The following is a 12,580-nucleotide window of genomic DNA, read 5'->3' as shown; positions in this document are numbered from 1 at the left end:
ATCATTCCGCCGGAGGTTCGTACTTCGGGAAGCGCGGCTCCGCCCGGAACGACGGCGGCTCACCGGCGGCGCGGCGGGCCAGCTCGTCCTCCCACAGCTTGAAGGTGCGCTTGCGCAGCGACTGGATCAACGCCAGTTCCTGCGGTTCGAGACGGCGGTCTTCGCGGTCGGCCTGATCGTAAAGGCCGTCGATGGTCTCGTAGAGGGCGAAGACCGCCCCCTCGCCCTTGAGCGAGTACGCACGGGCGAGTTCCGTCTCCTGGACGAACTTCTCTTCGGACACCTTGCTGATGTCCGAAGACGCCATCGCGCGGAGGACCTCGCGCACGTGTTCCGGCTTCTCGTCGAACTCGCCGGTGCGCGAGTTGAGGAGATACCCGGTGAGACCACCGTCCGGTGTCGCGTCGACCCGGTAGGTGCCCGCGTAGTAGGTGAAGTAGGCCGGAGTCTCGATCATGCGTTCTCCTCGCGAGGCTTCGGCAGCCCCAGCTTCAGGCCGTCCATGAACTTCTCCCGGACCTGATTGATCAGGGCGGCTTCCAGCTGCGCCTGCTGCAGGGTCAGCCTGCCCTTGCTCTTCGCGTCCTCGCCCGCCGAGTCGGGGATGTTCTCGTCCATCGCCCGGTTGTACGTCGGGAAGTCCCGGCGGACCTCGTACAAGGCGTGCTCGAAGACGGCGACCTCGTCGATGGTCTTCAAGTGCAGCCGCAGTTCGGCGACGTGCCCGTTCGGCAGCCGGACGTTCATCTGCAGGTCGCGGTAACCACTCGCCTGCGGATTCGCGAACCGGTCTTCGAATTTGACGATCTTGAGGTCGTCACGCGCCATGATCTTGTTCAGCGCGTTGTAGGCGTCCGCGACCGTGTTGAACTGGATCTTCGCTCCCACGAGGTCGACCAGCCGTGCCGCGTCGCCGTCGTATTTGGCGATCTTCGCCAGCGCCCGGGCTTCCGTCTTGGGTTCGGTGCGGGCGCCGGGTGTGTCGTTCTCTCCGGCGAGCTCGGCGACGATCCGGTTGAGATGCCCTTGGTTGTCGGCCCAGGCGGCTTCTTCCCGCGCGAGGAATTCCTTGATCTTGGTGATGTCCCCGCGGTGCTCGGGCGGGAACCCGGCGTGGACCCGGTGTTCGACCTTCGAGGTGGCGGCCATCTCGGCCGCCGCGTCGGCGATCTGCCGCTGTTCCGGAGTCAGCGGTGTCTCGCCCGGCCCCGCCTGCTCGACGCGGTCGATCAGCTGGTTGTCGTTCCCCGCCGCTTCGTCGAGGGCGTCCGCGAGCATCGGGATCGCGTCCGGATGCTGGAGCAGGCTGCCGATGGTCTTCGGATTGTGCAGCAGGGAGTCGGTGAGGTACCGGTTGTCCGGATTCAGCATCAGCTCCACGAGCCGCGGCTGTCCCGGCAGGTGGTCGCGGATGAAGTCGCTCAGCGGCCCGAGGTCGTGCTGGACACCGTCGTCGGTCGTGATCCTGACCCGGTCCCGGGTGTCGTCGAGTCCGGCGAGCGCCGCCTCGAACTCCGGGGTGGCGAGCAGCCGGTCGGTGTCGGCACGCACCTGCGGGTCGACGTGCGAGGGAGGTTCCGGCAGCCCCTGGGAAGCCATGCCGTAGCCCCCGTCGCGCGGCGGCGTGACGATCGGACGGCCGTCCGGGCCGATCCGCGACGGCTGCACTTCGGGCGCGTCTTCCCTGGCGAACGCGATCCGCGGGTCCACCGGCTGATCCGGTCGCGCGAACGCGATCCGCGGGTCGACGGGCCGCGCCGAAGCGGTGTCGGTCTGCGTGGTGTGGCCGTCGGTGTGGTGCGCGGCCGGGGTTTCCGGGACACCGACGTGCATCAGCCGCACACCCAGCGGCGGATGCGGCAGGTTCATCAGCGCGCCGGACTGCGGATCGATGAAGGCGACCCCGTCACGGGTGTTCGCCACCATGGCGACGTGGCCGCGCTCGACACCGTTCTCGTCGAGGTACTTCACCGCCACGACCGCGTGGTGATCGGTCGGCATGTCCCGCATCTCGCGGATGACCGTGTCGTAGTCGGCACGTTCCGAGAACTGGCCGCCGAAGCGCTCCTCGACGTGCTCGAGCGTGCCGCGGCTGTCCATCTCGTGCAGGAGCAGCGGATCGGCCGTCGAGTCGATGCCGTTCAACCGGTCCATGTACGCGCCAGGGGTCCGGGTGCAGTTGGACCGGTAGCCGTTGGCCAGCGCGTCGGGGTCGTTGAAGTGCGGGTTGACCTCGCCGAGCCTCGGGTGCCGGTCCGCGATGTAGGCGGCCTGCTGCTCAGGGCTCGCCGAACCGGCGTGGATCGCCGGTTCGCTCGGCGGGTTCGTCGCGACCGCCATCGACGAGTAGTCCCGCTCGGGGAGCGGCAACTCGGCCGTGTCTTCGGTGGCGGAATGGTCCTGAGCGGGCTGTTCGCCGTACTCGGGTCCCTTGTCCGCGTCCGCGACCCCGTGCTGCGCCGGGTTCTCCGCGGTGATGGGCGGGGTCTGCGGCTCGTCGAAGCCGCCGAGGCGCGCCATCGACCGTTCCTGGGCGAGGCGTGCGAGTTCGGGAGCCTCCGCGGCGTGCCGTGCCCGCCGCTCGTCCATCTTCTGCTTGGCGGTGTCGGGGTCGAGGTAGCGCGGGTCGCCGGGAGTGACCTCTTCGGCGTGGATGACCCACTTCGGCCTGTCGACCAGCGGCGGAGTCTTGAACTCCTTGCTGTGCACGTAAAGCTGGGTGGCCGGCTTGTTGATGGACTCGTTCTCGCCCGGGTTCTCGGCGAGCGACGAGACGTCCTTGCCCGTCTTCGAGACGATGTGGATCTCGACGTCTTCGCCGAATTTCGACTTCGTGTCCGGCGACGTCTTGATGGTGGCGCTGGTCATCGTCGGCTCGGGGACGGTCTGACCGGGTTCGTAGTGCGCGGCCATGATCGCGGCGGCGCGCTGGTCGCCCTTGGTGTCGATGCCGCGGATGGACTCGCCGTGGAAGTCCGGCAGTTCGTTCAGCGCGCCGACGATCGCCCGGGTGCTGCTCTGGGCGTTCGCGAAGCCGGGGTGTGACTCGCCCAGCCGGTTCGCCTCGTTGATGGCAAAGGCGTGTTCACGCGAGTACGAGTAGATCGCTTCCGCCGCTTCGGGCGACACGCGGTCTTTCAGCGGGCTGGCTTCGAGCCGCTTGAGCGCCTTCTCGCGGGCCTGCTCGGCGAGGTCGGCGCTGTCGTAGCGGTCACGGAGGCTCTTGTGATCCTCAGGCGTGCCACGGAAGTTCTCGTCGTTGACGTAGCTCTCGTCGTGCCGCGCGGGTGCCTCTTCGGTGCCCTTGAGCCGCTCGCTGATGTCGAGTTCGGTCTTGGGCGCCTGCGGCTCGTCGGGCCGGTCCACCGGCGGTGGTTCGTCGTCGCCGCGCAGCCGATCGGCCGTCGACTGAGGCGGTGCCTCCGTGCGTGTCTCCGGCTGCGACTCGGTGTGGGTTTCGGTGTGGGCGTGGGGAGCGTCGCCGCCGCCCATCGGCATCGCCTTGATCGACGTCGGATTGTCGGGCAGCGTCGCGAGCCGCCCGGTCATCGGGTCGGCGAAGACCACGCCGTGCGGCGTGTTCACGGCGGCGACGATCCGGGTCTCGATCCGGTCCATGGACCGCGGCGAGCCCGCCGGCGCGTTCGGATCGCCGGCCGCGTGGTGCTCGAACGCCACCGCGGTCCGCGCGCCGACCGGACGTTCACCCAGCTCACGCGCGACGTCGCCGAACCCGTTCCGCTCCGACCACTGCCCGCCCAGCCGGTCGCTGACGTGCTGCAGCGGCGAACCATCGGTCGACGGCCCGGCGACGGCGTCGCGACCGTCCATCCGGTTCTCGAACGCGACCAGCGCCTCGGCCGAGTTGGTCTGGTAGCCGTCCTTCCACGACTCGGGCGCGTAGTAGTTGCGCGTGTTGGCCTCGCCGATCGCCGGGAGTTCGTCCATGACCAGCCGGACCTGCTGGTGCGGCGTCTCGGTCGAACCGGCGTGGATGACCGGCGTCCCGCCCTCGTCGAGCGGCTTCGCCAGCTCGGACCAGCCGCCGTCGGGAACGTGTTCCCTCGGTTTGGGGATGTCGCGGACCGGAACGTCGGCGGCGTCGACCCAGCCGCCCTTGCCGTCGGAGATCTTGGTGTCGAGGCTGGCGAAGCCCTTGTTCTGGAACAGCTCCGGGTGGTCGCGGCGCAGCTGGGCTTCCTGGTCGGCCGCCTCCTGCGCCAGCCTGTCCTGCTCGGCGTTGTTGTATTCGCGCCGCTCGGCGACCTTCTGGTTGACCTCGTCCGGGCTCAGGTGGCCGTCTTCGCCGGCGACGACCTCTTCGCATTCGACGATCCACTTCGGCAGGCCGTTCGCCGTGCCGTCCTTGACCCGCGCCTGGTAGTCGGGGTGCTCGGGATGCCCCGGACCGATCTTGACGTCGGTGACACGCAGCTGCGTCGCCGACTTCATCAGCACTTCGCGCTCTTCCGGCTTGGAGGCGAGGTCTTCGATGTGGCGTCCGGTCTTCGACTGGATGCGCATCTCGACTTCGCCGGGGAAGGTGCTGTGCGGATGTTCGGCGTCGACCCGCGACGTGCTCAGCATCTGCGGGTCGACGATGACCTGACCCTTGCCGTGCGCCTCGAGGAAGCCGTGGATCGCGCTTTCGTTGCCGTTGAAGTTCACCCGTCGCGACACGACACCCTCGTAAGTGGGCATCTCGTTGAGACCGGAGGTGATCGCGTCGATATGCGGCCGGAGTGCGTCCAGCTCCGGGCCACCGTGACGCTGGGCGTGCGTGATCCGCTCGGCCATGTCGGTCCGCGTGTAGCTGTGCACCGCGTACGCGCCCTGATCCGACATGTCCTTGACGCGCTGATCCGGATGCGCGTCGCGTTTGGCGAGGCCTTCGCGACGGACCTGTTCGTGCCTGGCTTCCCCGGTGCTTTGGTCGAAACCGCGCTTGTCGATCTGCGTTTCGGCGAGCGCTCGGTAGGCCGCGGGGTCGTCGGTGTGGAAGTCCGGATCCGTCAGGTACGGCTCGTCGACCGTCGAACTCTTGTCGTCGGGCGTGACGTCCTGGGGCGCCTCGGTGTCCTTGGGCAGGTCGGTGTCGTCGAGTTTCCCTTGGTACGGCTGGGTCTCGGGTTCCTTCGGCGGCACGGGTGCCTGCTCGGCCGGACGCACGGGCTCGGCCTGCTGCGGCGGACGCTGCTGTTGCTGCGGGCTCGCGTTCCCGTCCTGACCGGGGCGCGGCGCGGGGACCTGCGGCGGACGCGGCGGCTGCTGGCCACCGAACCGCGGCGGCTCGGCGCCGGGCGGCAGCGGACGGCCGGGCTGCTGGCCGGGATGCCGGGGCTGCTGGCCGGGCTGTTGCCCGGGGTGATGCCCCGGCGGAGGCGGCGGCATGGGACCGCGGTTGCCGGGGAACGGGCCGTTGCCCGGATGCTGGGGCCGCGGCGGAGGCGGTGGGTAGCCCTGAGGGCCGCGCTGCTGGCCGGGGTGGTGCCCTGGCGGAGGCGTCTGCGGACGCGGCGGGACCCCGCCGTTCGGGCCGGGACCTTGCCCCGGCCGCCCCTGGTAACCCTGGGGCGGCTGCTGCTGCGGACGCGGCGGACCTTGCGGAGGCGGCGGTTGCTGGGGACGTTGCCGCGGCCCGCGGTCCTGCGGATATCCGCCCTGGCCCGGGTGCTGGGGCGGGGGCGGCTGCGGTCCGGTGGGACGCGGGCCCATCGGACCCTGCTGTCCACGAGGCGGCATGGGGCCGCCGCCACCGGGAGGCGGTGGCGGAGGAGGAGGCGTGAACCCACCCTGCTGCATCGGCTGGCCCTGGAAGGGCGCCTGCGCGGGCGGCTGGTCGAAGCGCGGCTGCTGTGGTCCGCCGTTTCCGGACAGACCGGCGGCCTGGACGCCGTCGTTCGGCCGGACGGGCCGGGACGGATCGTGTCCGGCCGGGGGAAAGCCGCCGGGCGTGGGGCCGTTGCCGGGTGGGTTGCCACCGGGCGCCATGCCGTAGCCGCCGGAGGACGAAGGCGCACCCGAACCCGTCGAGGCGGGAGCACCACCTGTCGAAGCGGGGGTACCGCCCGAGGCGGCGGCCGGTGGCATGCCGCTGGACTGCGAGGGGCCCGGTCCCTGTGACGGACTGGGCGCCGATGTCTGGGCGGGTGCTTGTGCCGCGGCCGCGGGTGTCTGGGCCGGTGTCTGTCCCGGGGTCTGGGCCGGTGCTTGAGCGGCAGCCGCGGGTGTCTGTGCCGGGGTCTGGGCGGGTGCTTGTGCCGCCGCCGCGGGTGCCTGCTGCTGATTCGCCGCCGCGGCCTGCTGCTGCTGACCGGAACCGGCGCCGTTGTCCGCGGCCGCCGCCGGGGCGTTCTGGTGGGTCTGCGCCGCACGCTGACCGTCACCGGTGTTCGACGGCGCGTCCGCCGGACGTTCCGGAGCCTGCGTCGAAGACTGGCTGACCCGGTCGCTGTCCGCCGTCCGCTGCGGGCCGTTCTCGGAACTCGGCGTGTGCTGCTGTTGCGAAGCCTGCTGAGGAGCCCGCGAATCGGACGCCCCGGACGAAGAATCGCCATCAGAGGACGAACTGCGGTTCGAAGGCGAGTCACCGTCCGAAGTGGATCGCGACGAGGAATCGCCATCAGAGGACGAATCGCGGCTCGACGAGCTGTCCGGAGTACGCGAAGGCGTCCCGGAATCCCCGGAGTCACCGGAATCCCCGTCCGGCGTCGGGCCGTCGACGTCCGGCGTGGCACTGGGCGTGTTCGCGGTGCGGATGTCGCCGATCTGGCTCTTCGCCCCGTCGACACCGCCGCCGACGGCCCCGCCGGAGGCGCCCATCAGCAGGTCCTTGGCCGAAAGTTTGTCCAGGTCACCGGTGACGGCGGCCTGTCCGACCGTGCTGGCGACCCCTTCGGCCGCGCCGCGTACGGCACCCCGCGCCGCACTGTCGACGATCTGGCCGCCCACGCTGTCGGAAAGTCCCTTGGTGGCGCCCTTGCCGATACTGCTGCTGCCCGCGCCGACGACACCGTCGACGGCGCCGCTGATCGCGGAATCCTTGGTCTTGCTGAAGTCCCAGCTGTCGCGGTCGCCCTTGGCCATCTGCAGGCCCTGGATGCCCGCGTCCATGGCGAGGTTCATCGCCGTGTTCTGCAGGACCTCTTTGCCGATCTTCTTCAGGCCCTCTTTGAGAAGCTTCTCGAGGAGTTCCTTCGCGACCTTCTTGAAGCCTTCCTGCGCGAGCTTCTGCATCAGCTGGCGGAAGATCATCTGGACGGTCATGCGGGTGGCGATCTGCGCCGGCGCGATCCCGGCCGTCGAACCACCGAACGTCACCGCGGCGGCCGCGATCATCGCGACGATCTGCGCGGCGAGGATCACCAGCGAGATGATGATCATGTACTTCGTGTACTCGACGTCCAGCGCGGTCGCGTTGCACGAGTCGCCGAGGGCCTTCGAAGAATCGGCGAGCGACTTGAAGTACGCGTCGTCGCCTTCGACGAACTTCTTCCAGGCTTCGGCGAACTTCTCCGCGCCCTCACCGGTCCAGCCGCCGAGGACCTCGGTGGCGCCCTTGGTCGCGGTGTCGGCGATCGGCTGGACGGCCTTCGAGGCGTTGTGCCAGGCGTCGCGCAGTTCGCGGAGCTTGTCCTCGTCGCCTTCGGGCCAGCTTTCCCCGACGACGATCGGCAAGAGCCATTTGACCGCGTCGGGCATCTCCATACCCACGGCGCTAGACCTTCTTGTCCAACGTCGTCTTGATCTCTTCCTCGGCGTTCGTGAACGCGGTCATCGACCGTTCGACGTTGTGCTGCATGCCCCGCAGCGCCTCGACGATGTTCGCGAACCCCTCGGACGAACCCTGCGCGCCCGGCTCGTAGTCCTTCGCGAACTCCTTGCCCGCGTCGTCGTTGCCCCAGCACTGGCCGAGCGCGTTCATCGCGGCCAGCAGTTCCTTGCCCGCGTCGTCCAGCTGATCCGCGGCGATCCCCAGCTTGGCCGCGGCCGTTTTGACCGCGTCCGGATCCGCCGTGAATCCGCCACCGCCCCCACCGTTCGGCATCAGACTCCCCTGGTCAGCCAGCTCGAAGGCGGCTCTTCCTCGTCATCGTCCTGGCTCTGACGCACGCGTTTCGGAATCGGTTTCGGTGCGGGCGGCACGGGCGGGGCCGGCGGCGGAGGCGGCGGGGCGTCGTCCTTGATCATCAGCGGGGCGTCGAAGTCTTCGTCGGGCTTCGCCGGAGGCTCTTCTTCCTCCGCCAGGAAGTCCGGGATCGCCGGCATCAGACCCTGGAGTGAAGGAGCGCCTTCGATGAGGTCCGAGAGGTCCGGCAGCCCTTCGGTGATCGGCGCCATCAGCTCGGCGACCTGCTGCTTGACCTGCAGCGATCCCTGGCGCACCAGGGTCAGCACGGTGTTGGCCAGTTGCGCGGGGTTGGTGCGCTCGAAGGCGTTCGGCTGGATCTCGAGTTTGGCGAGCGTGCCCGTCGCGTCGATGGTGGCGCGGACGAGACCGTCTTGCGAGACCACCGTCGCGGACGTCTGCGAAGCGGCTTCCTGCGCGTCCTTGAGCTGGGCCGTCTGGCGCTCGAACTGTTCGAGCAGCGTGTCGACCTGGTCCTTCATGGCGGCATTGCGCGCTTCGAGGCGTGCGCTGTCGTCGCCGGCCGTCGTCACTTGAGCCCCCGCAAGTACTTGATCCCGGGCATACGCCACCCGGTGTCGGTAAGCGTCACCCTAATGCCAAGGGCGGGGCCGTATCGCCGGATCCGCTTTTTCGCACCGCGAGAAGGTGACCGGCGGCTCCCGCCAGGTAGAGGACGGTGGCCGCGATCAGCAGTCCAGATGAACGGCCGTCGTCCGGGATCACCGTCGCGGCCAGCGAGACCGCGGCGACCTGGGTGATGTTGAAGAGCGTGTCGTAGAGGGCGAAGACGCGTCCTCTGGCTTCGTCGGCGACGTCGAGCTGGACCGACGAATCGACACAGAGCTTCAGCACCTGTCCGGCACCGGTCACCAGGAACGCCGCGAGCAACGCGGTCGGGACCACCATCGGCAGCCCGAGTGCGGACTGCGCGATCGCCGCCAGCACCAGCGCGCCCACCACGGCGCGGAGCCTGCCGAACCGCCGGATGAGCCGGGCGGTGAGCAGTCCGGCGACCAGGATCCCCGCCCCGGCGAACGCCGCCATCTGGCCCAGCCCCGCCATCCCGGCGCGGAAGATCCCGGCGTCGGTGAAGTGGTTGCGCATCAGCAGCACGGTCACCAGCAGCGAGATCCCGTACGACGCGCGATGCGCGAACAGCGCGACGAACCCGGCCATGACGCTGGGCGTGCGCCAAGCCGCCTTCGCGCCGTCGGACAGCCCGCGAGCGACGGCGACGGCCGGATTCGACGGCTCGTCGACCGTCGACGGCCCGAGCAGCCCGCGCGCGAACCCCGAGGCGAGGACGGCGGCACCGATCCCGCCCAGCGCGGCGACGGCGGTGACCCCAGCGGAACCGGCGTCGTCGGCACCGGTCAGTGCCCGGAGGCCGATCGCGCAGCCGCCGCCCACGACCGCGAGCACCGAACCCCACGTCGCCGCGAAGGCGTTCGCGGCGACCACGGACTTCTCCTCGACGACGTGCGGTAGCGACGCGGACAACCCCGAGCCGATGAACCGGGAGACGCCTTCGGACGCCAAGGCCAGGGAGAACAGCCCGAACCCGGCCGCTCCCGTGCCCACGGCGACGGCCGTCGCGAGGATGGTGAACGAGCGCAGGAGGCTCGCGAAGATCAGGACCTTCCGGCGATCCCACCGGTCGAGCAGCGCGCCCGCGAACGGCCCGACGACCGAGTACGGCAGCAGCAGCGCCGCGAACCCGCCCGCCATGGCGAGCGCGTCGGCGGCGCGTTCGGGGTTGAAGAGGACGGCTCCGGCCAGTCCGGCCTGGTACATCCCGTTGCCCCAGTGCGCGGAGAAGCGGGTCAACAGAAGTCGGCGGAAGTCTCGATCGCGAACGAACGCCCTGGTGGGCGCCGTGGCGGTGGTCGTCACGCCGACAGCCTAAAGAAGGAGGTCGGTGCGCTTTAGGGTCGCCTCTCGGCGGCTATGCGCAGTGTGGCTCCAGCCGGACGGTATTCCACAAAGGCGGTTCTTCAGTGAGCCCGGGGGACACGGAAAGCACACCGACCTGGAGTGTCCAACGGTGCTCGTGATGCTGTTGTTCCCTGGCCGGACGATTTGTCCCGGCTCGAAGTGGGATCATGGCGGACGTGCCAGCGGACGCCGAGGTCGAACCGGGAACGCTCCTGGTCGCCGCCCCCACGATGTTCGATCCCAACTTCCGGCGGACCGTCGTGTTCGTCATCGATCACCGGGACGAGGGAACACTCGGCGTCGTGCTCAACCGGCCGAGTGACGTTCCGGTGTACGACGTGCTCCCGAACTGGGGCGGGCACGTCGCCGAACCGCAGTCGGTGTTCGTCGGCGGTCCGGTGGAGAAGAAGACCGCGTTGTGCCTGGCCGCCCTGCGGACGGGCGAGACGGCGTCCAGCGTGCCCGGCGTGATCGCGGTACGCGGCCCGGTGGCGCTGGTCGACCTCGACACCGATCCCGAGGTCCTGGTCCCGAGGGTCCGCGGCGTGCGCGTCTTCGCCGGGTACGCGGGCTGGGACTCGGGCCAGCTGGCGAACGAGATCGAACGCGACGACTGGCTGATCGTCCCTGCGCTGCCCAGTGACGTCCTGGCGTCGCCGAGTCACGACCTCTGGGGTCAGGTGCTGCGCCGTCAGGGCATCCCGCTGGCGCTGCTGGCCACCCACCCGGGAGACCTCCAGCGCAATTAGGCGGTGGCGGTGTCGGCCTTCTTGAAGACGCCGCAGGTCCCGCAGCTACAGCCACTGCACCCCGCGGGCCGCTCCGGTTCGGGCTCGGGCACCGTCGCGGCGGCACGGTTGCCGAGCGCTCCCCCGGTCACGACCAGCGCGATCATCCCGACCACACCCAGGAACGAAGCGAGCAGCAGCCCGAACGTCGTCGGCATGACCAGCGCGGCGACCCCCGCGAGCACGGCGATCACGCCGCCTGCCAGCGTCGGGAGCCCGGCGACCTTGTTGCCGAGGCGGAAGGCGTCTTCGCTGCGCATCGTGGCGGCTGTCCGCACGCCCGCGCCGCGGTCACGCGGCAGCTTCTCGCGCAGACCGAGGAACCCACCCCAGCCGACGAGGACACCCAGCACGATCGGGACCAGCGCTATGACGAACACTCCACGAGGATAAGCGTGACGTCCCGGCAACCTGCCGGATACCCTGATCGACTGTGCTACAGGCCATGTCACGTCGTGCTCTCACCGTCGCCCTGATCGGGGCCGTCCCCCTCACCCTGATGGCGGCACCAGCCGCCGAAGCGGGCCACCGGCCGCTTCGCCTCATCGGGGAACAGCTCGTCCCGAACTTCCTGCCCTACGAGGGCACGATCGTCGGCGGCCTCTCCAGCATCGATTACGACGCCCGGACCGGCGAGTACGCGCTGATCTGCGACGACCGGTCCGCCATCAACCCGGCCAGGTTCTACACGGCGAAGTTCTCCCTCGACGCCAAGGGACTCGGCCCGGTCTCCTTCACCGGCACGAAGCCGCTCCTGCGGCCCGACGGCACGCCGTACCCGCCGCTCGCGAAGAACGACCCGGCACAGCCGCCGAACATGCAGACCGTCGACCCCGAAGAGCTACGCGTCGACCCCTGGACCGGCGATTACCTCTGGTCGCAGGAGGGCGAGCGGTCGGCGGCGGCGCGGATCGACCCGTCGATCCGCGAGGCGAAGCGAGACGGCTCCTACGTCCGTGACCTGCCGATCCCCGCCAACGAGAAGATGACCGAGACGGCGGGGCCGCGGCAGAACCTCGTCCTCGAAGGCCTCACCTTCGCCGGATTCGGCTCGCTCGTCGCCAGCTCGGTCGAGGGGCCGCTGCTGCAGGACGGCCCGGAACCGACCACCACGTCAGGCGGCCTTTCGCGCATCACGCTGCAGTCGCGCTTCGGCCCTGTCCTGGCGCAGTACGCATACCCGCAGGAGAAGGTCTTCGCGGCTCCGAACCCGCCGGACGGTTTCGCGACCACCGGCGTCTCGTCGCTGCTGGCCGTCGACCAGGCCGATCCGACGCGCTACCTGGTGATGGAGCGTTCGTTCGTCACCGGCGTCGGCAACAAGATCCGCATCTACGAGATCGACACCAAGGGCGCCACGAACATCCTGAAGACGCCTTCGCTGGCCGACGCGAAGAACGTCAAACCGGTCAAGAAGCGCCTGCTCGCGGACCTCGCGGACTTCAAGTTGTCCACTGTGGACAACGTCGAGGGGATGACCTGGGGTCCGCGACTGCCCGGCGGCGAGCGCAGCCTGGTGCTCGTCAGCGACAACAACTTCTCCGCGACGCAGGTGACCCAGTTCATCGCTCTGGCGGTCCCCTCGGAACGGCTTTGACCAGCGGGTTAAACTGGGTTCATGAACACGGCTCGGCTGCTCCTTAGCCTGCCGCGCTGAACTCGGCCGAACGGCCGGGACCAGCGCGGCGACCCCTCATGCCCTCCGGGCTGAGGGGTCGAGTTGTTT

At 69.7% G+C, this 12,580-nt stretch carries 8 protein-coding genes; 2 read left to right on the top strand and 6 right to left on the bottom strand.

Annotated elements, in window-relative coordinates; all coding sequences use genetic code 11:
• Position 1 precedes the first annotated feature (1 nt).
• From HDA45_RS20755 to HDA45_RS20735, 5 genes are read right to left on the bottom strand one after another with little or no spacing between them, the layout of a single operon-like run.
• The gene (locus tag HDA45_RS20755) at positions 2-457 is read right to left on the bottom strand and encodes a hypothetical protein (protein ID WP_184897806.1); all 456 of its coding nucleotides are present in this window, start codon (positions 455-457) and stop codon (positions 2-4) included.
• Complete coding sequence (locus HDA45_RS20750; protein WP_184897804.1) at positions 454-7,707, bottom strand: WXG100-like domain-containing protein; 7,254 nt, start codon at positions 7,705-7,707, stop codon at positions 454-456. Before HDA45_RS20750 ends, HDA45_RS20755 begins: the two co-directional genes overlap by 4 nt.
• A 10-nt stretch (positions 7,708-7,717) precedes the next feature.
• The gene (locus HDA45_RS20745; protein WP_184897802.1) at positions 7,718-8,047 is read right to left on the bottom strand and encodes a WXG100 family type VII secretion target; all 330 of its coding nucleotides are present in this window, start codon (positions 8,045-8,047) and stop codon (positions 7,718-7,720) included.
• Positions 8,047-8,661, bottom strand: coding sequence for a YbaB/EbfC family nucleoid-associated protein (locus HDA45_RS20740; protein WP_343072118.1), 615 nt, complete (start codon positions 8,659-8,661; stop codon positions 8,047-8,049). Before HDA45_RS20740 ends, HDA45_RS20745 begins: the two co-directional genes overlap by 1 nt.
• Before the next feature lie 55 nt (positions 8,662-8,716).
• Positions 8,717-10,024 (bottom strand): MFS transporter, encoded by a 1,308-nt coding sequence (locus HDA45_RS20735; RefSeq protein ID WP_184897800.1) that lies wholly within the window; start codon positions 10,022-10,024, stop codon positions 8,717-8,719.
• 209 nt (positions 10,025-10,233) lie between these two features.
• Here HDA45_RS20735 and HDA45_RS20730 point away from each other — a divergent pair, with 209 nt between their 5' ends.
• The gene (locus HDA45_RS20730; protein ID WP_184897798.1) at positions 10,234-10,815 is read left to right on the top strand and encodes a YqgE/AlgH family protein; all 582 of its coding nucleotides are present in this window, start codon (positions 10,234-10,236) and stop codon (positions 10,813-10,815) included.
• Here HDA45_RS20730 and HDA45_RS20725 read toward each other — a convergent pair.
• Entirely contained in the window at positions 10,812-11,234 is a 423-nt protein-coding gene (locus tag HDA45_RS20725) for an SdpI family protein (RefSeq protein ID WP_184897796.1), read from the bottom strand. The genes HDA45_RS20730 and HDA45_RS20725 overlap by 4 nt on opposite strands.
• Before the next feature lie 65 nt (positions 11,235-11,299).
• Here HDA45_RS20725 and HDA45_RS20720 point away from each other — a divergent pair, with 65 nt between their 5' ends.
• Positions 11,300-12,451: an esterase-like activity of phytase family protein gene (locus HDA45_RS20720; RefSeq protein ID WP_184897794.1), complete on the top strand. Its 1,152-nt coding sequence runs from the start codon at positions 11,300-11,302 to the stop codon at positions 12,449-12,451.
• Positions 12,452-12,580 lie beyond the last annotated feature (129 nt).

The sequence above is a fragment of the Amycolatopsis umgeniensis genome, from assembly GCF_014205155.1.
GTDB lineage: Bacteria > Actinomycetota > Actinomycetes > Mycobacteriales > Pseudonocardiaceae > Amycolatopsis > Amycolatopsis umgeniensis.
The sequence above is the reverse complement of the archived record's forward strand: the minus strand, read 5'-3'. Positions and strand labels throughout refer to the sequence as shown.

Excerpts from the sequence above, each read along its gene's own strand:
- HDA45_RS20720 (WP_184897794.1), top strand. The coding sequence starts at position 11,300 with ATGTCACGTCGTGCTCTCACCGTCGCCCTGATCGGGGCCGTCCCCCTC.
- HDA45_RS20730 (WP_184897798.1), top strand. The coding sequence starts at position 10,234 with ATGGCGGACGTGCCAGCGGACGCCGAGGTCGAACCGGGAACGCTCCTG.
- HDA45_RS20745 (WP_184897802.1), bottom strand. The coding sequence starts at position 8,047 with ATGCCGAACGGTGGGGGCGGTGGCGGATTCACGGCGGATCCGGACGCG.
- HDA45_RS20755 (WP_184897806.1), bottom strand. The coding sequence starts at position 457 with ATGATCGAGACTCCGGCCTACTTCACCTACTACGCGGGCACCTACCGG.
- HDA45_RS20750 (WP_184897804.1), bottom strand. The coding sequence starts at position 7,707 with ATGGAGATGCCCGACGCGGTCAAATGGCTCTTGCCGATCGTCGTCGGG.